This window comes from Variovorax sp. YR266 (assembly GCF_900107295.1).
In the GTDB taxonomy this organism is placed as follows: domain Bacteria; phylum Pseudomonadota; class Gammaproteobacteria; order Burkholderiales; family Burkholderiaceae_C; genus Variovorax.
The window spans coordinates 381,358-408,155 of the sequence record NZ_FNPM01000009.1 but is presented as its reverse complement, the minus strand read 5'-3'; the positions used below and the strand labels follow the sequence as shown (position 1 = coordinate 408,155).

The window sequence follows — 26,798 nt, the reverse complement described above, 5'->3', positions numbered from 1 at the left end:
CGCCGGTGACGATGGACAGGTTGTTCGGGTTGGTGAAGGAGGGCACCACGCAGTCGGCCAGCAGGTCTGCTCCGGTCTTGCGCATGCGCTCGATGTACGGGGCTACGCCGGCTGCGATGGCCGCGTCCAGATACGCAGGCTCGCAGCCATCGACGCACACCACCACGACGGGGCGGCTCATCCAGCGGTAGCTGCGGGCATTGACTTCGAGCGAGTCGGGTTTCATGAGAAGGGATTCCTTGGAGGTGAAGAGAAAAGGGCTCTTTCAGCGACGGATGAAGACCGCGATGAAGGCGCTGATGAGGCAGCTGGCGGCCACGATCGGAAAGACCATCGAGGTGTTGCCCGAGTGATCCAGCAGCCGGCCGATCAGCGGTTCGCCGAGGCCCGCCAGCAGGTACGAGAAGAAGTTCATGACGCCGGTGGCGGTGCCCGAGCGCTTGGCTCCCACGAGGTCGGGGCACAGCGCCCAGAACGACGAGGCGGGGCCGTAGACGAAGAAGCCTGCGAGGAACAGAAGCGCCAGCCCGCCGATGCTCGTGGGCAGCAGGTACATGCCGACGGAGGCGGCCGCACCCAGCAGCATGTACAGCACGATGGCCTTGTAGCGCTTCGAGCCGAAGACGCGGTCGGAGATCCAGCCGTTGGTGAGTGCGCCGAAGGCCATGCCCACCGGCAGCGCGACCGAGATCCATGCGGGATCGATCATGCCGTCGGCCATCTTGCTCCAGTCCTTGCCGAGAAAGTGCACCGGCACCCACACGATCAGCCCGTAGCGCGCGGCATTCTGGAAGCCGATGGCGAGTGCCGCGATGAGCAGCTTCGGGTTGCAGAGCACGGCCTTGTAGCGCGTCCACGAGCTTTCGTCGGGCGTGGTGTGCTGCAGGGACGCGGCCTTTGCGTCTTCCGCGTTGGCTATGCCGGTGTCGGGCGACTTGAACCCGAGGTCTTCGGGGCGCTCCCGGGCGATCAGGTAGAACGCGATGCCGCCCACCAGCATCAGCAGCACGGGCAGCCTGAAGATCCAGCGCCAGTCCAGGTGCAGCACGTTGACCACCACGATGGACGTGACGAACGACAGGACCGACGCGCATCCGGCAGCGAAGGTGTAGAAGCCGAAGACCTTGCCGCGCTCCCCGGTGCCCCACCAGTTCGACAGCAGGCGGCTGCCCGGCGCCCAGCCGAGCGCCTGGAAGTAGCCGTTGACGCCCCATGGAATCGCGAGCGTCTTGAACCCGACGGCGAAGCTCACGACCCAGTTGGCCGCGCAGGACAGGATGGCGCCCGCGGTCATCACGCGCCGGCCGCCGAACTTGTCGGCGAGGTTGCCGTTGATCGCCTGGCCGATGGCATAGCACCACAGCAGGCTGGCCGAGGCCCAACCCAAGACCTCCTTCGACAATCCGAATTCCTTCTGCAGCCCTGGGATGGCGAAGCCGAAGGTCTGCCGGCCGGTATAGAAGAAGAGGTAGCAGAACATCGCGGCCAGCAGCATTCGCCACTGGGCGCGCCGGAATGAATGTTCGAGAGGCGGCGCGTACGCCCCGGCCTGCAGGCCTTGATTTGCCAATTGCATGTCTTTGTCTCCTGTTCTTGACGGACGTGGGTCCGTGGGACCGGCTCGAATGCCGGCATTTTTTTCGACGTTCTACAGATTCAACCGACTAACCGACTAACTGACTGCTAGGCGGACACCGCCCCTATGAAGTTCTTGCCGCGCGCGCCATCCATGGCGCGCGCGATCATGGCCGCGGCTTCGCTGTCCGCCACGCCGTAGTCCGCGAACTCGGTCTTCACGCCGAGTCCCTGGAGAAAGTCTCGCAAGCGCCGGGCACCGGCGGCCAGGTCCGGCCCGAACAGGCGCTGCAGCGTGCGGTCCCGATCGGGAGAGCGGGCCCATGCCTTTTCAAGAACGATCGGCAGCGTGAACGAGCAGGCGATTCCATGTGCCAGGCCGTAGCGCAGCGTCATCTCGTACGAGATCGAATGGGCCAGGGCCGTCTTCGTGTTGGAGAACGCAAGCCCGGCCTTGAGTGCGGCCAGCGCCATGCGTTCGCGCAGTTCGATGTTGCCGAGATCGGCCCGCAGCGCCGGCAGGCATTCGAAGATGTCCTGCACGGCGGAGATGGCGAAGGTGTCGGAGATGGGATTCGCGTTCACGTTCCACACCGACTCCAGCGCGTGGGAAAGCGCATCGAGCCCCGTTGACACGGTGGTGCCCGCCGGCACCGAAAGCATCAGCTCGGGATCGACGATGGCGGCCTCGGGCCAAGTGGCGTCCAGGTGCAGCGAGTATTTCTTCTGCCGGGCGGCATCCCAGATCGTGGCCCAGGGCGTCACTTCGCTGCCGGTGCCCGCGGTCGTCGGCACCGCGATCAGCGGCTTGACGCTGGTGGGTGCAAAGGGCTTGCCAGTCGCCAGCAGGCCGACGAGTTCGTCGAACTGGCCGCTTGCCGTGCCCACCATCAGCGCCTTGGCCGTGTCGATGGCGCTGCCGCCGCCCACGGCGACGATGGCATCGCATGCTTCGGGCGATTGCCAGAAGCGGTTGTAGAGGTCGCTCAAGTGCGCCACGTCGGGATTGGGGCGCACGTCGTCGATCACGCCGAGCAGCGAGTCTTTCAGGAGCTCGCGGAGGCGGGCGACCAGTCCGAGCTCGCGGGCTTCGGGAAAGGTGACGACGACGACGCGGCGGCCGGCGAGGATCGTGGGCAGCCGCTCCAGACTGCCTCGGCCGCAGTGGATGGAAACGGGGTTGTGGTACGCGTGGGGCATCGGGTCTTTCGCTTCGGTTGTCTCGTATGGCGGCCAGTGTCGAAGCGGCCCGCCATCGCGTCCAATCGCATTTCCGGTGTCCGCATGGTCGAAAATCGATGGATCGCCCGTGCGGGCATCGCGACCGGGAAAGCGCTCATTCGCGCCCGGGCGTGCTTGTGAGAGGCTTTCTTCCTGAAGGAGCCGCCGGCTTCGCCGGGGCCCGAATGCATGTTCCACCAGTACTACAAATCGATCAGATGCTTCCATGCCGTGGCGAAGACGGGCGGCTTCACCTCGGCGGCGCAGTACCTGCACATCGGGCAGCCGACGGTGACCGACCAGGTCAAGGCCCTGGAGGCCCGCTTCAACGTGGAACTGTTCCTGCGCAGCGGGCGCGGCGTGCGGCTCACCGCGGCCGGCGAGCGGCTCTATGCCATCACGCAGGGCCTGTTCGGGCAGGAGGAGGAGGCGATGCTCTTCCTGGAGAGTGCCCGCAAGCTCAAGGTGGGGCTGGTGCGCGTCGGCGCGGTGTCGCCGCCCATTGCGCTGGAGCTGGCGCGCAACTTCAAGGAGGCGCATCCGTCGCTGGACCTGACGGTGTCGATCGGGTCGGAGGAGTCCACCCTCCGGGGGCTGCAGGACTTCTCCATCGACGTGGGCATCGTCGCCGAACCCGCGGCGGCCGAAGGCCTGCACATCGCGCCCTACCGCGCTGAGCGCATCGTCGCGGTGGTGCCCGAAGGCCATGCGTGGACGCAGCGCGCATCGATCACCACCCGCGACATCGAACACGAAACGGTCATCCTGCGCGAGCCCGGCTCCAAGACCCGGCATCGCGTCGAGCGCGCCTGCCTGCAGCAGAAAGTCAACCTGCACTGCGCCATGGAAATCAACAGCCGCGAGGCCATCCTGCACGCGGTGGCCAACGGAATGGGCGTCGGCTTCGTCACGCAGGTGGAGTTCATTCCGCTGCCGGGCCTGGCGGCCGTGGCAATCGACGATGAGCAGCTGTCGATCAGCTATTCGCTGTGCTGCCTTTCCATCCGCAGGGAGCGGCCGCTGATCGATGCCCTCTTTGCCGTTGCCCTGGAGGGGCAGGCCGGCTAGCTGCGGGATTTCACCAAGGTTGCGCTCCCGCCTGTGCGGCGCATACTGCGCCAGAGCCGCGCGTCGGCCCCTCCGGGGTCCCTGGCGGCTGGCAGGAGACACGCATTGCAGCGAACGAACATTGCCAACCCGGCCTATTTCCACAAGGTCGTCGATTGCCAGTACGCCTGCCCGGCGCACACCCCCGTCCCTGAATACATCCGCATGATCGCGCAGCGCCGCTACAGCGACGCCTACATGATCAATTGGGTGTCCAACGTCTTCCCCGGCATCCTGGGGCGCACCTGCGACCGGCCCTGCGAGCCGGCCTGCAGGCGAGGGCGGGTGGAAGAGGGCAACACGGGGGAGCCCGAGCCGGTGGCCATCTGCAGGCTCAAGCGCGTGGCAGCCGACATGAAGGACGACGTGCGCGCGCGCATGCCGAAGCTGGAGCCGAAGAACGGCAAGCGTGTTGCCTGCGTCGGTGCGGGGCCGGCCTCGCTCACCGTCGCACGCGACCTGGCGCCTTTGGGCTACGAAGTGACGGTGTTCGACGGCGAAGCCAAGGCCGGCGGTTTCATCCGCACGCAGATACCGCGCTTTCGCCTGCCGGAGTCGGTGATCGACGAGGAGACGGGCTACATCCTCGACCTGGGCGTCGAGTTCCGCAGCGGCGTGCGCATCGACTCGATGACGGCTCTGATGGCGCAAGAGTGGGACGCGATCTTCGTTGGCTGCGGCGCACCGCGCGGGCGCGACCTGGATGTGCTTGGCCGGCAGGAAGCGGCGGCCAGCATCCACATCGGCATCGACTGGCTCAACTCGGTTTCCTTCGGCCACGTCAGCAGCATCGGCAAGCGCGTGATCGTGCTGGGCGGTGGCAACACGGCAATGGACTGCTGCCGCTCGGCCCGCCGCCTGGGCGGCACCGACGTGAAGGTCATCGTGCGCAGCGGCTTCGCTGAAATGAAGGCCTCGCCCTGGGAAAAGGAAGACGCCCAGCACGAAGGCATTCCGATCATCGACTTCCACGTGCCCAAGGCCTTCGTCCACGAAGAAGGCAAGCTCTTGGGCATGCGCTTCGAGATTGTCCGCGCCGAGTACGACGACAAGGGCCGCCGTACGCTGGTGCCCACCGGCGAGCCGGACGCGTATTTCGAATGCGACGAAGTGCTGGTCGCGGTGGGCCAGGAAAACGCATTCCCGTGGATCGAGCGCGATTGCGGCATCGCCTTCGACAAGTCGGGCCTGCCGAAGCTGGACGAGAACACCTTCCAGTCGACGGTGCCCAACGTGTTCTTCGGCGGCGATGCGGCCTTCGGCCCCAAGAACATCATCACGGCCGTGGCCCATGGCCACGAGGCTGCGGTGTCGATCGACAAGCTGCTGCGTGCCGAGCCGGTCTACGTTCGCCCGGCGCCGATGACCAACCTGGTCTCGCAGAAGATGGGCATCCACGAGTGGAGCTACGACAACGACACCTCCAACGACCTGCGCTACAAGGTGCCGTGGGCCAAGGCAGAGACCGCACTGGCCAGCATCCGCGTGGAAGTGGAACTGGGCTTCGACGCAGCCACCGCCTTCAAGGAGGCCGAGCGCTGCCTGAACTGCGACGTGCAGACCGTGTTCACCGAGGCCGCCTGCATCGAATGCGATGCCTGCGTGGACATCTGCCCGATGGACTGCATCAACTTCATCGACAACGGCGAAGAAGTCGAGTTGCGATCACGGCTCAAGGCGCCGGCGCTGAACCTGGCGCAAGACCTGTATGTGTCCGGCGGGCTCAAGACGGGCCGGGTGATGGTCAAGGATGAAGACGTCTGCCTGCACTGCGGCCTGTGCGCCGAGCGCTGCCCCACGGGCGCGTGGGACATGCAGAAGTTCTTGTTGAAGATGACACCTGCCGGGCAAGGGCATGCGCAGGAGGTGGCCGTATGAAGCAGATAGAGGCGGTCAACGACTTCGTCATCAAGTTCGCCAACGTCAACGGCTCGGGTTCGGCCTCTGCCAACGAACTGTTCGCCAAGGCCATCCTGCGCATGGGCGTGCCGGTGAGTCCGCGCAACATCTTTCCCAGCAATATCCAGGGCCTGCCGACCTGGTATGAGGTGCGCGTGACCGAGCAGGGCCATCTCGGACGGCGCGGCGGCACCGACATGATGGTGGCGATGAATCCGCAGACCTGGGAGGCCGACCTGGCCGAACTGGAGCCCGGCGGCTATCTCTTCTACGACAGCACGCGGCCGCTGCCGCCATCGAAGTTCCGCAGCGACGTTCGCGTGATCGGCATGCCGCTCACCGAAATCTGCAACGCCGTTTATCAGGACCCGCGGCAGCGCCAGCTGTTCAAGAACATCGTCTACGTGGGCGCCCTGGCCATCCTGCTTGGCATAGAGCCGGAGGTGGTCGAGAAGCTGTTCGGCGAACAGTACAAGGGCAAGGAAAAGTTGTTGGCCTCCAATGTGCAGGCGCTGCACCTGGGCTGCGATTTCGCGCGGGAGAACCTGCACGAGCCATTGGGGCTGCGGGTGCGGCGTGCCGACGGTGTCGGCAACCGCATCTTCGTCGACGGCAACAGCGCCGCCGCGCTGGGCTGCGTGTATGGCGGTGCCACGGTCGCGGCCTGGTATCCGATCACGCCGTCGTCCTCGGTGGCCGAGGCCTTCCAGAAGTACTGCACCAAGTTCCGCGTGGACCCCGCCACCGGCCAGCACCGCTTTGCCATCGTGCAGGCGGAAGACGAGCTCGCATCGATTGGCGTGGTGGTCGGCGCCGGCTGGAACGGCGCACGGGCCTTCACCGCGACCTCGGGGCCGGGCATTTCGCTGATGAGCGAGTTCATCGGGCTGGCCTACTTTGCGGAGATTCCCGTCACGCTCATCAACGTGCAGCGCGGCGGCCCTTCCACCGGCATGCCGACGCGCACGCAGCAGGCCGACATCCTCTCGTGCGCGTATGCCTCGCACGGCGATACCAAGCACGTGCTGCTGTTTCCCGAGGACCCGCACGAGTGCTTCGAGCATGCAGCGGCGGCGCTGGACCTGGCCGACCGGCTGCAGACGCCGGTGTTCGTGATGACGGACCTGGACATCGGCATGAACCAGCGCCTGTGCGAGCCCTTTGCCTGGGACGACAGCAAGGCCTACGACCGCGGCAAGGTCATGAGCGCCGAAGAGCTCGAGGCGGGCCGCGACTTCGGCCGCTACAAGGACGTGGATGGCGACGGCATTCCCTGGCGCACGCTGCCCGGAACGCACCCGACCAAGGGCAGCTACTTCACGCGCGGCACGACACGCGACGCCTACGCCCGCTACTCGGAGCGCGGGCCGGACTACATCTACAACATGGAGCGGCTGCTGAAGAAGTTCGCGACAGCGGCCACGCTGGTGCCGCAGCCTGTGCTTCGGCCCGCCGCCGAAAAGACCAAACTGGGCGTGATCTATTTCGGTTCGACCAGCCCGTCGATGCACGAGGCGTTGCAGGCGCTGGAAGAGCGCGGCATCCATCTCGATGCACTGCGGCTGCGCGCCTTTCCCTTTCCGGACAGCGTGGTGCAGTTCCTGGCGCAGCATGAAAAGGTGTTCGTGGTCGAGCAGAACCGCGACGCACAGATGCGCAGCCTGCTGGTGAATGAGCTGGACGCCGATCCGGCGCGGTTGATACGGGTGCTGCATTTCGACGGCACGCCCATCACCGCGCGCTTCATCGTCCAGTCGATCAGCGCTCATGTGCAGCAACAGACGCAAGCCTCCGGCAGCACCGATAAGAAAGAGCCTGCATGACCTACCTTGCCAAGCCCCGGTTGCGGCACCCGACACTGGCCACCAACAAGGTCGGCTACACGCGACGCGACTACGAGGGAAAGATCTCCACGCTGTGCGCCGGCTGCGGCCACGACTCCATCTCCGCCGCCATCATCGAGGCCTGCTGGGAGCTGGACATCGAACCGCATCGCGTGGCCAAGCTCTCGGGCATTGGCTGCAGCTCCAAGACGCCGGATTACTTTCTGGGCGCATCGCACGGCTTCAACACCGTGCACGGCCGCATGCCCAGCGTGCTGACCGGCGCCAACCTCGCCAACCGCGACCTGCTGTACCTGGGCGTTTCGGGCGACGGCGATTCGGCTTCCATCGGCCTGGGCCAGTTTGCCCACGCCATGCGGCGCGGCGTGCGCATGGCCTACATCGTGGAGAACAACGGCGTCTACGGCCTCACCAAGGGCCAGTTCTCCGCCACCGCCGACCAGGGCTCGAAGAGCAAGAAGGGCGTCGTCAACACCGACAGCCCGGTGGACCTCGTGGCCATGGCGCTGCAGTTGGGCGCCAGCTACGTGGGGCGGGGCTTTTCGGGTAACAAGGCGCAACTTGTGCCACTGATAAAAGGGGCGATCAGCCATGGTGGCTCCGCCTTCATCGACGTCATCAGCCCCTGCGTTGCCTTCAACAACCACCCCGGCAGCACCAAGAGCTACGACTACGTGCGAGAGCACAACGAGGCGGTGAGCCGCATCGACTTCATCAGCGGGCGGGACGAAATCGTCGCCGACATCGAGCCCGGAGAAGTGATGGACGTGCGCCAGCACGACGGCACGCTGCTGCGCCTGCGCAGCCTGCACCCCGACTACAACCCTGGCGACCGTTATGCCTCCATGGCCTACATGCAGCGGCACCACGAGATGGGCGAGGTGGTGACCGGCCTGCTCTATGTCGACCCGCTGGCCACCGACCTGCACACGGCGCTCAACACCAGCGACCAGTCGCTCAACGCGATGGGGCCTGACCAGCTTTGCCCCGGCGCCACGGCGCTGGAGCGGCTCAACGCCTCCTTGCGCTGAGCCGCTGTCGGCGGCACCATTCACGACGCCACTTCCGGAGGGTGCATCATGACCGAGCGCACTGTTTTCCAGTCCATCTCGCGCAAGCACGTGATCAGCCTGGGTCCGCAGGCGAACGTGCGCGACGCCGCATGCGTGATGACGCGTGCCAACTGCGGCAGCGTGCTCATCATGGACCTGCCCGACACGCTGCTGGGCATCCTGACCGAGCGCGACCTGATGACCCGGGTGCTGGCCAAGGGGCTGGACCCTGATCGCACGGCGGTGCGCGACGTGATGACGCCCAACCCCATCTGCGTGCCGCCCGAAACGCTGGTGTCCGACGCCGTCGCGCTCATGCTCGAACGGGGCTTTCGCCACCTGCCGCTGGCGGCGGGGGCGAAGATCCTGGGCGTGTTCTCGGTGCGCGATGCGTTGCCGCGGGAGATTGGGGCCGCCGTGAGCCTGAGCGAATTTCGGGAGCAGGTGAACGACGTGCTGGGTTGAGGCGCGGCGTTCGGTCCCGCTGCGACCGTTGCCGCCTAGAGCGCAACCGCGTCCGGAATCTCCTTGTTCGCCTTGAAGCAGGGCAGCGCCTCCATCTGCTTCCACGCCTGGAGCTGCGTGAAGTTCGTCTTGGGTCAGGCCTTGGTCCTGGTATTGAACTCGGCGCCGGGCAGCTCGGCCCGGACGACTTCGTACTTGTGCGTGAACTTGGCGCTCGCGGGCGCATTGAACAGCAAGCGCCGGAGCGGAGAACTCCTGAGAGACGGGGGTCTGGCTAATGCATGTAATCCAGGGTCCCGATCCGGGTCTGGAGCCGGGCGGCGATGCGGGTCAAGCCTGTGGTCGTTGCCACATCGGCGGGAACCTGGCGCTGCAGAACCTGCATCGCCGGCACGAGCGTGGCGCCGTGCGGCGGCGGGTCCTGCACGCTCCAATGGGTGCCGATCTCCGGAAATTGCATCAGCCACTGCAGCAGCACGTCGATCTCTTTCTGATGGATGAAGTCGAAAGGCTCGGTTGCAGCAAACCTGTTCTGCGACCAGAGCGGACGCCCGCCTATTCGACCGCCGTCAGTGGGGCTTGCCGGAATCAGTCCGCCGACGAGATGCAGCTTCAGCGTGCTTGTGATGGGCACGATCGCGCGCTCCGCGCGTGCCTGTGCCGTCTTTTCCTGCTGCGTCGGCTGCGGCCCGACGAAGGGCACCAGGGGAGCATGCGGCCCCCGGGGGCCGCTCAGGGGCACGGCGAGAACATGGCCGGCGCCCGTAGTGGCCGATTGCGGAATTGCAAGCGGATGCCACAGGATCGCGTCCCACGTGAAGCGTGCGGTGGTGGACTCCGCGAGGTCCAGGATCATCAGGTTGATCGGCCATGCACGCGGGTTTCTCGCAGGCTCCGCGTGAAAGATCGCCATCGTCATGACGGGCAGCAGCAACTGCTTGCGCGCGTAGTCCTTGTCGTATCCAGCCGGGCCGGCGGCCAACGACGGGGACTCGCCCTTCATCAGGGAGCGGACCGCCTTGGCGATCACGGGGGAATGGCGTATCTCGCTCCAGGGGGCAGGCCGTGTGCCGCCATAGACGCTGTCGGTGCTCTTTGCATAGATGAGGCCCGGGTCGGCCACCCTCTGCGCGAGTACCTGGTACTGCGGGTCGTTGATTGCGTTCTTGGTGGCCCACTCCTGGAGGAGTTCTCTGTCCTTCGCATCGATGTAATCGTTGGGGTCGTTCGATGAAGCGCCTGGGGTTCTTGCCATCGCAATGAGGTGAGTGCTCAGGATGGATGCCGTCCAGGTTGGCGGAGGAGTGCCCGTCTGCTCGATTCGCAATGCTTTCCACGTCGCGTTGTCGACGTTGAGTGCAGCCCTGATTACTGTTATTGAGGTGACGGCATAGCCAAAGTGGAGATTGAGCTTTGGCAGCCTGCCGTATTTGGACCGGAATGCCTTGAGCGAACTCTCCAGGATGCTTGTGGATTGAAGGTATGCAGGCCCGACGTCGCCGACATACACCTTGTGGTTCTTGCTGATGAGCCTGCCCGCCATCTTGTAATAGACCATGCCCTCGCGCGTCGACGCGCGCCAGCGTGCGACCCAGTCACCGGCATTGGCCATGGTGTAGGGGGCCGCAGGCGTCCCGGCGCCTCCGGGAGCGCCGGCCAGCACCGCTTCCTTCATCAATCGCTCGCAGATGCCGAGCAGATGCAAACCATCGACATACAGGTGCTGACCGGTGCGCTTGAGGTGGCGTGGCATGTTGAAAGCTCCATCGAAGAGATCAATCTGTCTAGGCGTCGGGCCTGACGCCAATGATCGAGAAGTACCGATTCAGGTCGCCGTCCTCGCGGAGCACTTCCTGCATCAGTTGCGGCAATGGCATACGTCCCCACGCCACCGCGCGGTTGACGAGGTAGGGCGTTGGGCTGTGCGGCTCTTCGCGCAGCAGGTAGGCGGCGGCCAACTCCAGCAACTGGTAGGCCTCGGCGCGGCTGCCGATGCGCCCGCTTGCCGCGGCCTGCGGCAGCGGCGCGGAAGGAGAAAGAGAAGGAGGAGGAGAAGGGGCTTCGCTCATGTCGTTGTCGTCCATCGAGGTCGCGGAAAGCGTTGATGTGTCCGCCGCCCAACTTGCGGGCGGCTCCATTGGCATGGCCGGTGGTTCTTCATCGCGCGGGTCGCGCTCCTGCAGCAGGCTGCGCAGCGCCTGCCGCGTGCGAAGCAGCATCTCCGTCACCTTCGACAGGCTCGGCGCGTCCGCGCCCAGGCGCTCGTCGAGCAGTGCGCCCAGGTCGCGCCATGCATCGGCGGCCAGCGTCACGCGGTCGTCGAGTGCGGCAAGCGCATGCAGGTCGCGTGCGGCCTGGTCGAGGATGTCCTGGCGCGACACCGTCTGCGCGCTCGGCTCTGCCGCCACTTCCTTCGCCTTCGACTTGGTATTGCCCGCACCGGCGCCGAACTCGGTGGTCAGCGCGCGCTGCCAGTCGCCAAGGTTGATGAAGGGCGGGGAGAAATCCGGCCATGCGAGCAGCGGCACGCGCATCAGCAGGGTCTGCGCGAGGGTGTCGTTGAGCCACACGAAGGTGGCCGTGCGCATGTCGGCGTCGCCGTCTTCTCCGATGCACGGATGCACGTCTTGCCAGAAGTCGCGCGCCAGCCCTTCGAGCAGCCGCGTGCCGGCGATCAGCCCGTCGATCGCATGGCGATGCACCCACGCTTCGGTGAGCCACGCGGCCACCTGCAGGTCCTTGCTGCGCCGTTGCAGCACCTCGGCGCACAACATCTCGGTGGCGCGCCAGTCGGCCTTCTTGAGCGGACGGGTCCACTCGCCCATCGGCAGGCTGGCGTCTTCCTCCATGCGCGCATCGCGGATGCGGGAGTACACCGGGTCGTAGCGCAGCGGCGGCCCGGCGGGACCTTCACCTTCGATTTGCAACGGCGCGAGGAAGGCCGCGAGGTCGGGTGCGAAGCCGTTGGCGGCCTCGGTGTTCAGGGGAGCGAGCACGGCGGCCATCAGGGCGTGTTCCATTCAGGGGCGCGCATCGGGAACGCGGCGGGCCAGATCAGGGCGGTCTTCTTGCCGGCGGGGCTTGCAGCAACGCGCAGGAACACGCGCGCGCGTCCTCCCGCAGGCGACTGGGCGGTGTCGCCGGCCGACTGGGCCACCAGCGGAAACTCGAACTTCAGCAACTGCGAGCGGCCGTCCGGCCGTTGCACCGTGTCGGCTTCACGCTGGCGCTGCGCCAGCGTGAACAGCGCCCACGGGTCGGCGAAGCGGAAGCTCACGGTCTGGCCGTCGGTCAGCAGTGCGTGCTGCTGCGGGTCGGCGCGCGCCGCCAGTGGCGAGTCTTTCGCGATGCGCAGCACCAGCGCCACCGGCATGCCGTATTCCCAGCGCAGCGTGCGCGGCGGGTCGCGCTGCTTGAGCACCTGGTCGCCGACTTCGAAGGACCAGTCGATGATCTTGTTGCCCTCGATCTCGGCGCCGGTGTTCACGCGGAAGTCCACGCTCAGGTCGTAGCCCGGCGCGGCGCCTTCCTCCGTCGGGAACAGCGGCAGCATGAAGTCGCGTGCGCGGCCGAACTGCTCCGCGAAGCGGCGCGCGGCCGTCCCCGGCATGGCCGAGGTGCGCACGGCGCCGTCGGTGCGGTTGTCCTTCAGCGCGCGCGACAGCGGGTCGAAGGCCCGTGCGAGGTCGTTCACGTCAGCCGGGTCGGCCAGGTCGAAGGCGCGGCCCGTCGCCGCGCCGAACGGATGCCGGCCCGCCAGCGAGCGGTTGAAGCGCGTGGAGAACTGCGTCCACAGCTCCTGCTGGTCGCCGAACTGCAGCTCGTAGCAGCGCGCGAGCAGGGCGCTGTAGATCTGCTGGTGGCGGTCGGCAAAGTAGTCGCCGATGCGCGCCGCCGGCGCCTTGCCGGCCAGCTTGGCGGCGCAGGTCTCGCGGTCGATCTCGGCGCCGGTCGTGCCGAGGAACTGTTCGAGCAGCAGCAGGCTGCTGTTCGGGTTCTTCAGCCGGTAGCGCTCCAGGTCGCGGTTGATGGCCTGCCAGCGCTGCGCGAGCACCGAGCCCGCACCCGCGCCGTCGAGCGCCGCGATGTAGCTGTCGGCCAGCTTGCCCAGCGTTTCGGTGCGGTTGAACTGCTGCCCCAGGTAGGCCGCGAGCGAGCCCGTGTCCGGCACGCCGAAGGCGACCAGCATCGGCCCGCGCTCGCCGCGCCAGCCCTGGAAGTCGCGCCCGCGCATGGCGTACAGCTCCGACTGGTTGAAGGCTTCGTCCACGCCTTCGAGTCGCTGCAGTGCGTCGCGCGACATCATTGCGCGCAGGTCTTCGGCGCGCGGACCGGCGCCCATCTCGTACAGCAGCGCCTGTATCTTGGCCAGGCGCTGGCGCGAGGCTTCGTAGGCTGCGGCCTGCGTGTCGGTGGCCATGAGCGCGCCTGACGTGGGGCGCATGCCATCGTTCGCACCGGTCGCAGCCTCGGCCACCTGGTCGACCACGAGCTGCGCGAAGTGCGCGTTCAGCGCGCTCTCGATGCCCGGGCGAACCATGGCCGGAAAGGCCGTCATGCCGTCGGTCATGTAGCGCTTGCGGATGTCGCCGACGGCCAGTGCCTGGTCGAGCCGCATGAGGTCCCATGTGGCCGTCGAGCGAAGGCCCGCGCCCGGCAGCTCGCGGTCGCGCGCGGCGGCCATGAAGGGCTGCGCCAGCAGCGCGGTGAGTGCGTCGCGCAGCGCGATGCGTTCGGGCGCCAGCGCGAAGCGGCCTTCCTTGTCCTGCCACACGAGGCCGGGCTGCGCGCCGCCGAAGCGCAGGTTGAACTCGGCGCGGAATTTCTGGAAGGCATCTTGCGCGCGGCCGCGCACCGCATCGGCCGGCTCCTGCCCCAGCAGGCGGTTCTGCTCGATGCGCGCGATCGTGCGGTCGTACGAGGCGCCCAGCACCAGCACCGGCTGGCGCATCCAGCCGCCCTTGCCCGAGGCGACCAGGTCTTCCTGGTCCTTGATGGCGGCGATCACTTCGCGATAACTGGCCGTGGTGCGCGCGAAGGTGCCCGCACTGGCGAGCGATGGCAGCAGTCGCCCCAGCGACTGCTCGGACACCAGCAGTTCGTTGTTGACGAACAGCCGCGTGTCGAGCTGCGCCGTGCCCTTGTCGAGCGCGCAGCGCAGCGCCGACTGCACCGGCGCCAGCGGAATCGCCAGTGCATTGCCCTCGGCCGCCTGGCGGAAGTAGCGCAGGTTGCGGCTCAGGTCGGCGGGCAGTTCGGCGCCCAGCGCGTAGCGCACGGCCACGCGCAGGTCTTCCGCATTGCCGGTGGAAGGCTGGCGCAGGCGCTCCACAGCCTGCAGCGCGGTGTCGAGCTGCTCGGCCGAACCCAGGTAGCGTTGCAGGGCGCCGAACTCGGGCTGGTCTTCCACCAGCAGGCCGTTCTTGCGCGGCGCATCGCCGATGGTCTTGAAGCTCGGCGGCAGGCTGCAGTTGGCACCGACGATGAATTCGCCGGTGGCCTCGTCCTGCTCCACGCCGCTCAGCTGGCTCACGCGGGCCATCAGCTCGCGGCGCAGCGTGCTCACGGCGATGTCACCGAACTCGCGCTCGATGCGCTCTATCACGCGTTCGTTCAGGTCGTCGAAGGGGCGCCACGAGCCGGGCATGAAGAAGGAATAAGTGCCGTCGGTGCGCAGTCGCTCGTTCATTGCCAGTAGCGACAGCGCCTTGTTGCGGTACCACGCTGTCGGAATGGTCTCGCCGCGCTGCAGTGCGCGCATGCGGTATTGCGCATCGTGCTGCAGTTGCGAGAGCGCCGATACCAGCGTGCTGTTGTGCCGGTGCAGCTGCCATGTGGCCACAACCAGGCCAATGCCCCAGCCGCTGAGGAACAAGATGGCCGTCCAGCGCAGCGCGCGATGCAGCACCGGGCGCGCCAGTGTCTGCGTGCGCGACGGCCGCGTGAGGCCGTACTCGAGAAAGATCTTCTTCTCGAACAGGTCACGCAAGAACGCCGGCTGGCGCATCAGCTGCGCGATCAGGTCGCCGCCGATGGGCTCCAGGTCCTTCTGGCCGTAGCTGTCGTGCTCGGCGTCGATGGCGGCAACTGCCTGTGCCGATTCGCCGCTGTCGCCCGTCAGGTAGATGCCGCGGAAGAAGAAGGGCTCGTGGTACGCGCTCGGGCGCATCAGCTCATCGACATACAGCTGCAGCTGGCCGCGCAGCGCCTCGATGCGCGAAGGCAGCAGCAGTTGCGGGCCGGCGCCCTGCGGCGCGGTGTCGGTGGCGAAGAGCTCGGCCGACACGTCGGACACCGAACGCACCACGGTACCCACCGCCTCGTCGACCCAGCCCGGCTGGTAGGTGGTCGACAGGTCATAAGGCGACGACCAGCCCAGCATGCTCGCGCGCAGCGGCTCGGGCAGGGCGCTCGCGAAGGCGCTGAAACCTTCGAGATGTTCCGCGCCGGTGACCAGCACATACACGGCGAAGCGCATCGCGAAGCGGTTCTGTGCGAGCCACAGGCGGCGGTGCGCGAGCTTGGCGCGCTTGGAGAGTTCGAGCCGGCCGTCGGTGCTGTCGTCGAGCAGCAGCGCCGCCGGAATGGTGATGACCACCGAGTCGAACGGCCGCTGCGGCCGGTAGGCCCGGCACATGCCCAGGAACTCGTCCCATGGCTTCTCTGAGGCGTCGTCGTCATCGGGCGAGCCGAGATAGGCGCCCTGGATGTCGATGACCACGCCGCGGTCGAAGAAGTGCCACGAGATGCCCTGCGTGGTCGCGGCCGAGGCCGACTCGGTGCTCAGTGCGCTCGCCACGCCCGACTGCTCGATGGGCAACTGGCGATGGTCGTCGCCCTCGTTGAGCAGCATGATCCACGGAATGCCGTAGCGGTCGGCGCGCGAGGCGATGTTGCCTTCGATCAGCTCCACGGCCTGGCGGAACGAACTGCGCAGCGAGTCGAAGCGGATGCGCGCGACCTTCGGGTCGCTCGACGGCTTGGCGTGCGAACGCCGTGCCGCAAAGTACAGCACCATGCCGAGCACGAGCAGCACCACCAGCGTGAGCACCGCGATGGAAATGAGGAAGAGCTGGTCTGTCAGCATGGCGACGACCTCCCGGGGCTCTTTGGATGGCGCAGCATGTCGTTCATCGCTGGTATGCCCCCGATGCATCGACCGCACCCGGCTGCAGCACCTGCCGCACCGGCCACGACTGCCACAGCCACAACAGCTCCGACACCGCCAGCAGCGAGGCGGTACACAGCAGGAACAGCACCGTCCAGCGGCTCAGCGTGGGCAGCTTGCGCGGAGCGATGTGCGAGAGCGTGCTCGCATAGGCGCGCTCCGACACCACACGGTCGCGGCCCGAGAAGTCGGCCTGCCGCTGGTAGACGAACTGGAACAGCTCTTCGCGGTAGCCCAGCAGGCGTGCTTCTTCGCCGCCGCCGCGGTACTTGCCCTGGAAGCCCAGTGCCAGTGCAAAGAGATACAGCCGCGCGATGTCGCGGCGCGAAGGCTCGCGGCCCGACAGCAGCTCTTCGATGCGGCTGAACACCAGGTCGCCCGCGATGTTGGTGCGGAACAGCGAAGACTCCAGCAGGTGTGCGGTCCAGCGCTCGCGGCCGATCCATGGCGTGTGCAGCAGGATCTCGTCGGCCAGCGCGGCCTTGAGGTAGCGCGCGTCGGCCACGTTCTCCAGCTCGAAGCGCGTGCTCTCGCGGCGCGATTCGAGCGATTGCAGCTCGAGCAGGTTCTCGAGGTGGCGGGCCAGCGCCTGCGCGACCATGTCGATGTCGGTCTCGCGCGATTCGGCGGTGCGGTCGCGCGCTTTCACGATCTCGTCGTAGAACGCGCGGAACTGCTTGGTGATGTGGTCGTCGACCGCGAGGTCGGGAAGGGTGCGTGCCATGGGGGTCGATCAGTCTTTGATGAACAGCACGATTTCCTGCGGAGGCTGCGCGGTGGCGCCTTCGTTCGCGTTGGCGATCACCAGGAGTTCGCCGGGCACGGTCAAAGCGGTGCTGGTCTGGATGGCGTAGAGCAGGTAGCCCGAGCCGGGGCGCAGGCCGAGTTCGTCGGCCGACTCGATGGGTCGGCGCACCGCGCCCAGCACGCGGCGTTCGCGCAGCGAGGGGTAGGCCGACTGCGCGCCGACGATGGCGCTGTCCATCCAGGCGAGCAGATCCTTGTCGGACTGGCCGCGCAGGCCGACCACGATGCGCGTGCCGGCCAGCCACTGCGGCTGCAGCGTGGTCTCGAATGCGCCCTGGCGAAACTCGAACTTGTGCTCGCGGTACTCCTGGCTTACTTCGGACACCGCGTCGCGCAGCGCCAGCAGCAGCGGCTGGAACACGCGCGAGGGGTTCGCATGGTCATAGTCCATCGGCACCGGCGGCAGGCCACCGGGCCGCAGCAGGCTCAGCGATGCCAGCAGCGCGCACAGCGACCAGTACATCGGCAGCGGATGCAGGTGCGGCGTGCGCAGCACGGCCTCGGCATGCGGCAGGCCCGAAAGCAGGCTGCGCAGCCGGTCCTTCAGTTCGAGGTGCGCGAGGCGGTCGTCCACGCGTGAAGAGGGCACAGCCGTCTGCTTCGCGACGAAGGCCGCCTTGCCGCGCAACTGGCCCAGCAGGCCGGCGGCCGCAGTCCACAGCGGGTTGTCGCGCGCTACTTCGAGCAGCGGCGGTTGCGCGTCGCCGAGCTTCACGACTTCGTTGTCCTTGAACACCTGGCCCAAGCGCAGATGCACGTGCGTGCCGGGCGGCACCGCGCCCGCGCTGAGTGCCAGGCGCGGCAGCATGCGGGGGATGTTCGCGGGCTCGGCGTCCGACACGGCGTCTTCCACCGGCGCGCCCGACACCGAGCGAAAGCGCACAGTCGCGCCGCGATGCCGCGCGGGGCCGGCGACCGGCAGCGTGAGGTAGATGTCGAGCGGCTCGACGGCAAGCTGGTCTTTATGCGGCGCGAGCGAGAGTTCGAGCGCACCGTGCGCGGCCTCGGCAGCCGAGTACTGCACGGCGGTGCCGTCCGGCAGGATGGCGTCGAGCGCCAGCACGCGCAGCAGGCCGGCGGGCAGCAGGCCCTGGTCGAACACCAGGCGGCGCACGCCCCAGCTGAAGGGCGCGGCGGCCAGCGTCTGCCAGGCCACGAGGGAATCGGTGCGCGCCGAGAGTTGCTGGAAGTGCTGCGGCGACAGCAGCATGCCTTCATGCCACTCGATGCGGTCGGTGATGGGGGCGGCGCTGTGCACGTCAGACATGGCGGGCTCCTGCGCAGGAAGAAGAAAGATGGAATGCGGTGTTCACTGGCGAGGGTCCGGGTTGTTCAGCGTGTGGTCGACACGTCGAAGCTTTGAACGTCGAAGCGGGCGACAACGGCGCCCTTGAGGTCTTCCACCCGCACGCGATTGGCGCCGGGCGTGGTGTAGTTCGCGAAGACGAGCACGGCCGCCACGCGCTGCGAGCCGAAGGCGCTGGAGGGCACGCGAATCGTCTGGCCCGGCACCAGCTCCCACGAGAGGTAAGACAGGCCCTGCGGAAAGGTCTTCTGCAGGTCGGCGCGCGCGCCGAACCACTTGGCTGCGGTGAGCTCGGTGATGCGGGCGAGCATGGTGTCGTCGAGCACCATCACCACGTCGACCGCCACCGGGCTGTTCTGGTTGGCGTCGGGCGAGGCCGACAGCGTGAGCTCGCTCCAGTTCACGCGCGTGCCCTTGGGAAACAGGCTGCCGCATGCGGCCAGCTGCGAGAGCAGCAGCAGGGCGGCGATCCATCTGAAGAGAAGAGTCTTTGTGCGGTTCATCGCGATATTCCAGGGTTCGCCGCGGCTGAAGTCGCATACGCGGCGGAGGGCTGTGCCTGCCGCGCGCCCACGGCAATGCCCATCAGCAAAATCAGCAGGGAGGCCAGCACGCTGCAGCCCGCCAGCAGCATGACGTTGCCGCGCGTGAGCACGAAGCGCAGCGGCTTCGCGGGTACCGCGTCGGCGGCAGGCGCCGTCACGCGCTCCGACGGCAGGCCCGCCGACACGACGGAAATCAGCACGCAGGTGGCCAGCAGCGTCAGCAGGTTGCGCGGCCCCTCGCAGATCAGGTCGATGGCCAGGAACAGCGCCAGCGCAGCCTCGATGGGCAGCTGCAGCATCGCCAGCACGATGCCCGCGTAGCCCACGTTGGTCAGGCTGTTGTTGCCGGCCGAGGCGAAGGCCGCAACCGTCGCGCCCATGCCGATCATTCCGATGTCGGCCGCGCTGAGCGTGCGGTCGTAGAGGTTGGCCACGAACAGCGCCAGCAGCACGTAGTACAGCGCCGAGCCCGCGCGCAGGAACACCGAGGCGGTGGGCACCACCAGCTCGACGATGCCGCGGCTGAAGCCCAGGCGCGCGCTCATCGCCTCGATGGTGTGCGGAATGCTGGCCGTGGTGCTCGACGACATCAGGCTCACGAGCATCGGCGTCTTCAGGTGCTGCAGCACATCGGCCAGCGGCTGGTTGCCGCGCTGGTGGATCACCGCGATGGCGCCCGCGGCCAGCAGCGCCACCAGCGCCACGAAGTGCAGCAGGAAGCCGCTCATGGCGCGGATCGTCACCGCGTCGGTCTGCGCGAACACGTGCGCCGACATACCGAAGGCCACCACAGGCAGCAGGATGTTGGCGCGCGCGATGATGAGTTCGAGCGTGCGGTAGATGCCCTCGAACATGTGGTTGAGCGCGGCGTGCTGCGTGCGCGCCAGCGCGGCAAAGGCCAGGCCGAACAGCAGCGCGCACGACAGGATGCCCAGAGAGCGCCCCTCCACCAGCACGCGGAAGAAGTTGTCGGGCACCAGCGTGACGCGGGGGCGCTCGATGGCCGTTGCCTGCGTGCTGCTGTCGTGCAGGCGCATTTCGAGGTCGCCGCCGTCGCCGGCCTGCTGCACCAGTTCGCCCAGGTGCTCGCGCGATTCGGCGTCCAGGTGCGCGCCCGGTGCGTTCACCCAGCCCAGTGCCAGCCCGGTGCCCGCGCAGCTCATCACCAGCAGCAGCGCAAGGCCCGCGATCATCGCGATGCGCCGTCCCGGAAAGGGCAGCCCCATGGTCTGGCGCAGGCCGAAGAAAGTGGCGACCACCAGCAGCGGAATGGCTGCCATGCTCACGATGGCCAGGTAGACCTGCGCTGCCGTGTACCCCACGTCGCCCACCACGGGCGCATAGACGCCCACGACTCCGCCTGCCGCCATGCACAGAAGCAGGGCGAGCAGGCTGTGGGACATGCGAGTCAGGAAACCCATGTCGGCTTGTTCCATCCTTTGTCGAGTGCGAAGGCGACGGTGGCGCGGGCCAGCTCCAGCGAGCTGTCGATCAGCATCAGCGTGCTGTGCCCGGCGGCGTTCGCTGCCTTCGCGGCGATCGGCAATTCGGTGCAGCCCATGATCACCACGGTGGCGCCGGTGGCGGACAGCGCTTCCAGCGCAAGCTCGAAGGCTGCCGCGCCGGCCTGCACGTCACCACCCTTCACGGCGCGGATGCAGGCGTCCACATGGTCCTGGCCGTTCGTGGCGTCGGGCACCAGAAAGTCGATGCCGCGTTCGCGCAGCGCCTGCTGGTAGAAGCCAGAGGCCAGCGCGCCGCGCGTGGCGAGCACCGCCACCCGCACCGGCCGTTCGCCCGGTGTCGTGGCTATGGCGGCCACGCATGACTGCGCGATGTGGATCACCGGCGCCCGGCTGTGCTCGACCATCTGCGCATACCAGTGGTGCGACGAGTTGCAGGGAATCGCGACCACGCCCACGCCGATGTCATTGAGCACGTCGATGCCCGCGAGCAGCGCGCCCAGCGGGTCGGGCCCCGTGCCCAGGATGGCGCTGGAGCGGTCCGGCACGTGCGGCAGGTTCGCCACGATCACCGGCAAGTGCTCCTGGTCGCGCGTGGCGGGAGTGAGCTGGATGATCTTTTCCATGAAGTCCACCGTTGCCGATGGGCCCATGCCGCCGAGAACGCCGATGCGTGACATGAGTGCGTGCCCTCTAGATCTTCAGTGGCCGGGGGCACACGACAGCGACGGCCGCGGTGTTGCCGATGACCAGCACCAGCGTGCGCAGCATGTCGCACACCGGGTCCACCGCCAGGAACAGGATGAACGCCGCTTCGAAGGGCAGGCCCAGGTAGGTGCAGGTCATGCCGATCAGCGACACCGTCACCAGCCCCGTCATGCCCGCAGAGGCAAAGCCCGCGAGCACCGACGATGTGAGCACGATGCCGATTTCCACCGGCGACAGCGAGCGCCCGTAGATCTGCGCGATGAAGAGCGTGGCGCACACGTAGTACACGACGGGCCCGATGCGCAGCAGCGACACCGTGAGCGGAACCAGCAATTCAACCCGCGAGCGCGCGAAGCCCAGCCGTGTGACCAGGCTCTCGATCATGATCGGCATGCAGGTGGCGCTGCTGCGCGTGGCCAGCGCCAGCGCGAAGGGGCCGCGCATGGCGTTGAGCGTCTGCCCGAGCGTGCCGTTGGAGCGCTTCCAGATGATGACGCACGCCACCGCCAGCAGCACCGTCGACACCACCAGGAAGGCCAGCACGAAGGCGCCCATCGCGCGCAGCGGCTCGATGCCCGTCTTGCCCAGTTGTGCCGCGCTCATGCAGAACAGCACCACCGGCAGCGGAAAGCTAAGCCAGCGCATCAGCGTCTGGCAGGCGTGATAGACGGTTTCGAGCGCCTGGGTCAGCCCGTCTGAAATGCGCGTGGGCACGTGCCCCACCGCCAGGCCGAACAGCAGCGCGAACACCAGCGTCTTCAGCGTGTCGCCGTTGGCCAGGGCCGTGAAGATGTTGGCAGGCACCAGGCTCACCAGCATGTCGGCGAAGCTGGCGGTTTTCTTCACTTCGTCGGTGCCGCGCAGGCTCATGGCCGTGTCGCTGGCGCTCAGGTCGCCGCCGACGATCTGGCCGAAGGTCTGCATGGTGCTGGCCGGCAGGTTCTCGCCGGGGCGAAGCAGCAGCAGCGTGGCCGCGCCGGCAATGGCCACGAAGGCCGAGAACGCGAGGAACACCAGCGCCACGCGGCCCAGCAGGCTGGCAGTGCCGCCGTCGCGAAACAGCCGCTGCAGGCTGAAGATCACGGCCGAGACCATGAAGGGCAGCGTGATCATCTTCAGCAGGTCGACGTAGATGTCGCCCACGAAGCTGAGGGTGGTCGCGAGCGGGGGCGCGAGCATGCCGAAGGCCACGCCGGCCCCGAGGCTGATGATCACGACCCAGGGGTTGAGGACGAAGGCGTAGAGCTTGGAGGAATTCATGATGGGTGCGTGTTCTTTGCGGCTCAGCGGTCGAGTGCCTGCAGCACCTTCTGGATGTCCAGCTTCTCGGTGCGCTGGGCGAGGAACTGGTTGACGTAGGCCAGCAGCGTGGTGTCGGTCACGGCAACGCCGATGCCGAGGGTGTCTTCAAGGTCCTTCAGCGTCACGGTGCGCAGCACGAGCGATACGGTCGGGTCGGCCTTGAGCACGCGCTTGACCTCGAACTCGTCGCGGTAGGCGCTCACGATCTCGCCCTTGTGCAGGGCCACCAGCACCTCATTCCAGGTCGGAAACTCCTGCACCTTGGCGTGCGGGAAGTTGGTGCGCGCGTAGTCCGCGAAAGAAGATTTGGCGATCACGCCGATGCTGCCGTTGAAGTTGCGGATGACCTCGGGCAGCGGGCGCCCGTGCGAGAGCTGCGCGAACTTCACGCGGTTCAGGATCAGCGAGTGGTTCAGCGTGAGGTAGGCGTCGCTGAACGCAATGGTCTGCGTGCGCGCCAGCGTGCGCGACAGCTTGCTGATGGCCAGGTCCGCCTGGCCGTTGGCCAGCAGGTCGACCACCGCGTTGAAAGTGCCGGCCTCGCGGTTGAAGCGCAGCTTGACGCCCAGCTCCTTGGCGAGCGACTGCGCCAGGCCGACCTCGAGCCCGGTCCACTGGCCGGCGTCGTCGAAGAAGAAGAACGGCGGCGTGTCGACCTTGAGCATGGCCACCACGAGCTCGCCGCGCGTCACGATGCGCGCGATGTCGGGTGCGAGCAGGCGGCCGTCGGGCACGCGCACGAGGCCGTTGGTGAGCACGGGCGCCGGTGGCGCGACAGGGGCTGCCGGCTCGACCGGGAATGCGGGCGCGGGCGCCACGGCGACAGGCGCAGCGAGTGCGACCGGCACGGCGATCACGCCCTGCGCCACGGGCCGTTCGCCCGCCGCGCTGGCGGGGCCACCCGCGCAGAGGCCGGCCAGCGCCAGCAATGTTGGAAGGGCGAGGCGACGCAGCGCGCTGTGCATGCCCGTGAGGTGTCGTGTGTTGTTCGACATGCTTTGATCTACTTTGGTCATTGGGTGGAGGCGGCGGGAGCCGGCGCTGCTGTGGGGGCAGGTGCGGGGGAGGGCGACTGCAGCGGCGCAGGCGCCACGGCGGCAGGAGCCGAAGGGATGGGCGCAGGCGCCAGCAGCTTGCCGATCTCCACGCCCATCAGGAACAGGAGGACGCACAGCAGCACCAGGCAGGTCACCGTGATGGCGACCATGCGGGAGCTCATCGTGAAAACGTATTGAGACATGAGTAAGTAGGGATCGGTCAGGGGACCATTGAAGTGAACTGCCCCGGCACGACGACCTGGATCACGCCGCCCCAGTTGCAAGCGAGCTTCGAGCTGTCCTGCAGTGCGGGCATGCTGCCGACCAGCACCGTGGGCGAGCCGGGCGCCCAGGGCGCGGCCGTTACCGGAATGCAGGGCATCGGCGTGAAGGCGCCGAGCGCGGCGGCGGTGGCCGCGGCCACCATCGGGTTCGACATGCTGTTGCAGGTGCCGAAGGGCAGGATGTTGGCGATCGGCTTGTTGTCCATGATGGTGGCCGCCGGCACGCCGCTGGTGACCACCGCGTTCACGGGCAGCACCACGAGGTTGGAAGGCGCGGCGCCGAAGCTGCACTGCAGCGTGGCCCCCGTGCAGACGTGCATGCCCATGGTTCAGCCTCCCCTCACGAGTTTTTCCAGGCTCTTCATGAAGCCCGGCGATGCGGCTGTCTCCACGACCTCGCGGCCGGCCTGGTCGAAGCGGCGCGGGTTGCCGTGCGGCTTGCCCTGGCGGTACGCGATTTCTTCCATCAGCTGGCCGTTGGGCCAGAAGCGCCGCAGCGGGCCGTGCAGCACGCTGGCCACGTAGGTGGACGACTGCGCCACGCCGCCGCTTGCCAGATAGTCGAGCACTTCGCCGTCGAGCAGGCCGGCGCGGTACTGCTCGCGTCGCACCATGCGGCCTTCGTTGTAGTAGGTGGCTTCGCCTTCGAGGCGGCCGGCCACATAGCGCAGCCGTGCCGTGACATCGCCCGATTCGGCGTACGCCACGGCATCGCCATGCAGCGTGCCGCGCACGTGCTGGTGCGTCTGCATGAGCTTGCCGCTGGGGTAGTAGCTGCGCGTGGTGCCTTCGGCCACGCCGCCGAAGCGCTGCGTTTCCTGCAGCAGCTGGCCGCGTTCGTCGAACAGGCGCATGGCGCCGTGCGGCACGCCGGCCTGGTAGGAGGCCTCCATTGCCGGCTTGCCCGCGGCCGAGAACACCTGCATCGGCCCGTGCGGAACATCGCCCAGGAAAGACGCGCGCACCACCGTCTGGCCGGCGCCGTCGAGGGCTTCGCGCACCACGGCCTCGGGCACCGAGGCCAGGTCTTTTGTTGGGAGAGAAGGAAGTGCCATGGTGTTCAATCGTTCAATTGATCTTCACCAGCCCGCCCTTGAGCGTGACCATGCCGCCGCCTTCGACGGCGTTCATGCCCGAGGCCTTGCTGCTGATCGAGGGCGCCTCGTTCGACAGCGAGGCGCCGCCCTTGGCCGACAGCGCCACGCCGGCCTCGGCCTTGAAGTTGACGCCGGCGTTGGCGCCCAGGTCGGTGCCGGCCTTCAGGTCCAGCGTCTGGGCCGACTTGATGAGCAGGGTGCCTGTCACGTCGATCACCAGGTTGCCCGTGACCTTGAGCTCGTAGTTGCCGGTGACCGTCTGTGTGAAGTTGGCCTTGTTGTCGTGCGTCTCGTTGCCCGTGACGTCCAGCGCCCGCGTGCCCTTCACCGAGTGGGTTTCGTTGCCCGTGTCGACTTTGACCGTGCGGTTGCCCTTGGTGACGGTGTGGAGTTCGTTGCCGGCCATCACCGTGGTGGTCAGGTCGTTCTCGATTTCCACGCGCATGTCTTTCTGGGCGTGCAGGTAGAACTCTTCGGAGCCCTTCTTGTCCTCGAAGCGCATCTCGTTGCCCGCGTCGCCGGTCTTGGTCGAGCGCGATCGGATCGTGCTTTGCGACGACATGCCCGGCAGGGTGACCGGCGTGGGGTTCGTGCCGTTGTAGACGCTGCCCGAGACCAGCGGCCGGTCGGGATCGCCATCGACATAGCTCACGACCACCTCCTGCCCGATGCGCGGCAGGAAGAGTGCGCCCCAGCCCTTGCCCGCCCACATCTGCGAGACGCGGATCCAGCACGAACTCTTGTCGTTCTTCTTGCCCAGCTGGTCCCATGGAAACTGCACCTTGATGCGCCCGTGCTCGTCGGTCCAGATTTCTTCGCCGGCCGGGCCCACCACCTGCGCCGTATGGTTGCCGGCCACCACCGGTCGCGGCGTGAGGCGTTGCGGGCGAAAGGGCAGGTCGGGAGGCAGGGTCTCGAAGCTGTTGCTGTAGTGCTCGCGCTCGGCGTGGTGCCGCACGCTGTGCACCACGTGCTTCACGTTGAGATCCTCGCGGGAATGCTCTTCCAGCGTGAAGGTGGTGCCCGGCGTCAGGTAGTGGCAATGGCTGTCGCCGCGGCCCGACTGGCTGCCGGCCTGGTGCATTTCCAGGCGGATGCGCGCGCGCGCCGCGCCGGCCGCCGCTGGCACGCGCGAGGGATATTCGTAGTCGAGGCCGCGCCCGATCTTTCCCTCGTGCTGCTCCCGCAGATCGGTGTCGGGCGTGAGGAAGTCGTAGTCGTCCACCGCCTGGTCCTTGGTCACCAGCCGGGCGTCCGACTCGAAGCGGGTGACGGCATGAGTGTGCGCGTAGCCTTCCTCGCTGCTGCGCATGACGAGCTTTTCCGCGTGGGGGCAGGGCATGCACGCCGAGTTGCTGTCGGCCAGCACCAGCGTGTGCGCGCCGTCCGCGAAGGTGAAGAAGTAGAAGATGCCTTCCTCCTCCATCAGGCGCGAGATGAAGTCGAAGGCTGTCTCGTCGTAGCGCACGCAGTATTCGCGAGGTGCGTAGGTGCCCTGCAGCTGCGTGCTGAAGGCCACGCCGAATTCGCCGAGCACCTTCTGCAGGATGTCGGGCGTGCTCATGCTCTGGTAGATCACCCGGTCGCGCCCCAGCGTGAGCAGCCACATGCGCGGCACCAGTTCGAGCGAGTAGGTCGCGGAGTCCCGGTTGCTGCCCAGGTAAGTGAAGCGCGAGACGATGCCGTTGAAGAAGCGGGTTTCCTTCTCGGGCCGCTGCAGCACAACCGTGGCCGAGGTGCCGATCAGGTCGTCGGCTTTCAGCGCGCTCGAAGGGGAACGCATGGTGAGCGAGCACGCGAACAGCTGCGACAACCCCTCGGCGGCCTGGAAGGCGTCGAGCAGCAGTTCGTCCGGCCCGAGTACGGTCTTCACCGTCAGGAAGGCGGCGTGCTGGGTGAAGCCTTCGCGCATGTTCAT

At 67.3% G+C, this 26,798-nt stretch carries 22 protein-coding genes; 5 read left to right on the top strand and 17 right to left on the bottom strand.

Annotation, left to right across the window (positions count from 1 at the left end; translation table 11 throughout):
• From BLW48_RS24540 to psrA, 3 genes are all read right to left on the bottom strand, one after another.
• Positions 1-226 (bottom strand): alkaline phosphatase family protein (locus tag BLW48_RS24540; RefSeq protein ID WP_177142393.1); only part of this gene is annotated, 226 nt, incomplete at its 3' end.
• Positions 227-265: 39 nt separating this feature from the next.
• On the bottom strand, positions 266-1,576 hold the full coding sequence (locus BLW48_RS24535; protein ID WP_093058196.1) for an MFS transporter: 1,311 nt from the start codon (positions 1,574-1,576) through the stop codon (positions 266-268).
• Positions 1,577-1,683: 107 nt separating this feature from the next.
• Positions 1,684-2,775: an iron-containing alcohol dehydrogenase PsrA gene (psrA, locus tag BLW48_RS24530; RefSeq protein ID WP_093058197.1), complete on the bottom strand. Its 1,092-nt coding sequence runs from the start codon at positions 2,773-2,775 to the stop codon at positions 1,684-1,686.
• Between the two features lie 210 nt (positions 2,776-2,985).
• On the opposite strand from psrA, the gene BLW48_RS24525 reads away from it, so the two are divergent.
• The 5 genes from BLW48_RS24525 to BLW48_RS24505 all read left to right on the top strand — a co-directional run bounded on the left by BLW48_RS24525 (position 2,986) and on the right by BLW48_RS24505 (position 9,163).
• Positions 2,986-3,864, top strand: coding sequence for a LysR substrate-binding domain-containing protein (locus tag BLW48_RS24525; protein ID WP_093177977.1), 879 nt, complete (start codon positions 2,986-2,988; stop codon positions 3,862-3,864).
• Between the two features lie 105 nt (positions 3,865-3,969).
• A complete protein-coding gene (locus tag BLW48_RS24520; RefSeq protein ID WP_093177975.1) occupies positions 3,970-5,781 on the top strand; it encodes an FAD-dependent oxidoreductase in 1,812 nt (603 codons plus the stop codon).
• Positions 5,778-7,625, top strand: a complete 1,848-nt coding sequence (locus BLW48_RS24515) for a 2-oxoacid:acceptor oxidoreductase subunit alpha (protein ID WP_093177974.1) — start codon at positions 5,778-5,780, stop codon at positions 7,623-7,625. The genes BLW48_RS24520 and BLW48_RS24515 overlap by 4 nt, the downstream gene beginning before the upstream one ends.
• Positions 7,622-8,677, top strand: a complete 1,056-nt coding sequence (locus BLW48_RS24510; protein ID WP_093177972.1) for a 2-oxoacid:ferredoxin oxidoreductase subunit beta — start codon at positions 7,622-7,624, stop codon at positions 8,675-8,677. Before BLW48_RS24515 ends, BLW48_RS24510 begins: the two co-directional genes overlap by 4 nt.
• A gap of 48 nt (positions 8,678-8,725) precedes the next feature.
• Positions 8,726-9,163: a CBS domain-containing protein gene (locus BLW48_RS24505; RefSeq protein WP_093078898.1), complete on the top strand. Its 438-nt coding sequence runs from the start codon at positions 8,726-8,728 to the stop codon at positions 9,161-9,163.
• A gap of 274 nt (positions 9,164-9,437) precedes the next feature.
• Here BLW48_RS24505 and BLW48_RS24500 read toward each other — a convergent pair whose 3' ends face one another.
• The 14 genes from BLW48_RS24500 to BLW48_RS24435 all read right to left on the bottom strand — a co-directional run bounded on the left by BLW48_RS24500 (position 9,438) and on the right by BLW48_RS24435 (position 26,798).
• Positions 9,438-10,916 (bottom strand): hypothetical protein, encoded by a 1,479-nt coding sequence (locus BLW48_RS24500; RefSeq protein ID WP_093177970.1) that lies wholly within the window; start codon positions 10,914-10,916, stop codon positions 9,438-9,440.
• 31 nt (positions 10,917-10,947) lie between these two features.
• Positions 10,948-12,183, bottom strand: a complete 1,236-nt coding sequence (tssA, locus tag BLW48_RS24495) for a type VI secretion system protein TssA (protein WP_256330895.1) — start codon at positions 12,181-12,183, stop codon at positions 10,948-10,950.
• Positions 12,168-16,250, bottom strand: coding sequence for a type VI secretion system protein (locus BLW48_RS24490; RefSeq protein WP_093078894.1), 4,083 nt, complete (start codon positions 16,248-16,250; stop codon positions 12,168-12,170). The genes tssA and BLW48_RS24490 overlap by 16 nt, the downstream gene beginning before the upstream one ends.
• 43 nt (positions 16,251-16,293) lie before the next feature.
• Positions 16,294-17,055 carry a DotU family type IV/VI secretion system protein gene (locus tag BLW48_RS24485; RefSeq protein WP_093058205.1) on the bottom strand — a complete coding sequence of 254 codons (762 nt, stop codon included), beginning with the start codon at positions 17,053-17,055 and terminating at the stop codon, positions 16,294-16,296.
• Positions 17,056-17,064: 9 nt separating this feature from the next.
• A complete protein-coding gene (gene tssK, locus BLW48_RS24480; protein ID WP_093078892.1) occupies positions 17,065-18,405 on the bottom strand; it encodes a type VI secretion system baseplate subunit TssK in 1,341 nt (446 codons plus the stop codon).
• A gap of 65 nt (positions 18,406-18,470) precedes the next feature.
• On the bottom strand, positions 18,471-18,947 hold the full coding sequence (locus tag BLW48_RS24475) for a hypothetical protein (protein WP_093078891.1): 477 nt from the start codon (positions 18,945-18,947) through the stop codon (positions 18,471-18,473).
• On the bottom strand, positions 18,944-20,410 hold the full coding sequence (locus BLW48_RS24470; RefSeq protein WP_093177967.1) for a dicarboxylate/amino acid:cation symporter: 1,467 nt from the start codon (positions 20,408-20,410) through the stop codon (positions 18,944-18,946). The genes BLW48_RS24475 and BLW48_RS24470 overlap by 4 nt, the downstream gene beginning before the upstream one ends.
• Complete coding sequence (locus BLW48_RS24465; protein WP_093177965.1) at positions 20,398-21,132, bottom strand: cysteate racemase; 735 nt, start codon at positions 21,130-21,132, stop codon at positions 20,398-20,400. The genes BLW48_RS24470 and BLW48_RS24465 overlap by 13 nt, the downstream gene beginning before the upstream one ends.
• Positions 21,133-21,145: 13 nt before the next feature.
• Positions 21,146-22,420 (bottom strand): dicarboxylate/amino acid:cation symporter, encoded by a 1,275-nt coding sequence (locus BLW48_RS24460; protein ID WP_093058209.1) that lies wholly within the window; start codon positions 22,418-22,420, stop codon positions 21,146-21,148.
• Positions 22,421-22,443: 23 nt separating this feature from the next.
• Positions 22,444-23,457 (bottom strand): ABC transporter substrate-binding protein, encoded by a 1,014-nt coding sequence (locus BLW48_RS24455; protein ID WP_093177963.1) that lies wholly within the window; start codon positions 23,455-23,457, stop codon positions 22,444-22,446.
• 17 nt (positions 23,458-23,474) lie between these two features.
• Positions 23,475-23,681, bottom strand: coding sequence for a hypothetical protein (locus BLW48_RS24450; protein WP_256330894.1), 207 nt, complete (start codon positions 23,679-23,681; stop codon positions 23,475-23,477).
• 38 nt (positions 23,682-23,719) lie between these two features.
• Positions 23,720-24,109 carry a DUF4280 domain-containing protein gene (locus tag BLW48_RS24445; protein WP_093177961.1) on the bottom strand — a complete coding sequence of 130 codons (390 nt, stop codon included), beginning with the start codon at positions 24,107-24,109 and terminating at the stop codon, positions 23,720-23,722.
• Positions 24,110-24,112: 3 nt separating this feature from the next.
• Entirely contained in the window at positions 24,113-24,838 is a 726-nt protein-coding gene (locus BLW48_RS24440) for a toxin-antitoxin system YwqK family antitoxin (protein WP_143047775.1), read from the bottom strand.
• Between the two features lie 13 nt (positions 24,839-24,851).
• The gene (locus BLW48_RS24435; protein WP_256330893.1) at positions 24,852-26,798 is read right to left on the bottom strand and encodes a type VI secretion system Vgr family protein; all 1,947 of its coding nucleotides are present in this window, start codon (positions 26,796-26,798) and stop codon (positions 24,852-24,854) included.

Coding starts and splice junctions, on each gene's coding strand:
- BLW48_RS24445 (WP_093177961.1), bottom strand. CDS start 24,109: ATGGGCATGCACGTCTGCACGGGGGCCACGCTGCAGTGCAGCTTCGGC.
- BLW48_RS24490 (WP_093078894.1), bottom strand. CDS start 16,250: ATGCTGACAGACCAGCTCTTCCTCATTTCCATCGCGGTGCTCACGCTG.
- psrA (WP_093058197.1), bottom strand. CDS start 2,775: ATGCCCCACGCGTACCACAACCCCGTTTCCATCCACTGCGGCCGAGGC.
- BLW48_RS24510 (WP_093177972.1), top strand. CDS start 7,622: ATGACCTACCTTGCCAAGCCCCGGTTGCGGCACCCGACACTGGCCACC.
- BLW48_RS24535 (WP_093058196.1), bottom strand. CDS start 1,576: ATGCAATTGGCAAATCAAGGCCTGCAGGCCGGGGCGTACGCGCCGCCT.
- BLW48_RS24455 (WP_093177963.1), bottom strand. CDS start 23,457: ATGTCGAACAACACACGACACCTCACGGGCATGCACAGCGCGCTGCGT.
- BLW48_RS24500 (WP_093177970.1), bottom strand. CDS start 10,916: ATGCCACGCCACCTCAAGCGCACCGGTCAGCACCTGTATGTCGATGGT.
- BLW48_RS24470 (WP_093177967.1), bottom strand. CDS start 20,410: ATGGGTTTCCTGACTCGCATGTCCCACAGCCTGCTCGCCCTGCTTCTG.
- BLW48_RS24515 (WP_093177974.1), top strand. CDS start 5,778: ATGAAGCAGATAGAGGCGGTCAACGACTTCGTCATCAAGTTCGCCAAC.
- tssA (WP_256330895.1), bottom strand. CDS start 12,183: ATGGAACACGCCCTGATGGCCGCCGTGCTCGCTCCCCTGAACACCGAG.
- BLW48_RS24485 (WP_093058205.1), bottom strand. CDS start 17,055: ATGGCACGCACCCTTCCCGACCTCGCGGTCGACGACCACATCACCAAG.
- BLW48_RS24465 (WP_093177965.1), bottom strand. CDS start 21,132: ATGTCACGCATCGGCGTTCTCGGCGGCATGGGCCCATCGGCAACGGTG.
- BLW48_RS24525 (WP_093177977.1), top strand. CDS start 2,986: ATGTTCCACCAGTACTACAAATCGATCAGATGCTTCCATGCCGTGGCG.
- BLW48_RS24460 (WP_093058209.1), bottom strand. CDS start 22,420: ATGAATTCCTCCAAGCTCTACGCCTTCGTCCTCAACCCCTGGGTCGTG.
- tssK (WP_093078892.1), bottom strand. CDS start 18,405: ATGTCTGACGTGCACAGCGCCGCCCCCATCACCGACCGCATCGAGTGG.
- BLW48_RS24435 (WP_256330893.1), bottom strand. CDS start 26,798: ATGAACATGCGCGAAGGCTTCACCCAGCACGCCGCCTTCCTGACGGTG.
- BLW48_RS24450 (WP_256330894.1), bottom strand. CDS start 23,681: ATGAGCTCCCGCATGGTCGCCATCACGGTGACCTGCCTGGTGCTGCTG.
- BLW48_RS24440 (WP_143047775.1), bottom strand. CDS start 24,838: ATGGCACTTCCTTCTCTCCCAACAAAAGACCTGGCCTCGGTGCCCGAG.
- BLW48_RS24505 (WP_093078898.1), top strand. CDS start 8,726: ATGACCGAGCGCACTGTTTTCCAGTCCATCTCGCGCAAGCACGTGATC.
- BLW48_RS24475 (WP_093078891.1), bottom strand. CDS start 18,947: ATGAACCGCACAAAGACTCTTCTCTTCAGATGGATCGCCGCCCTGCTG.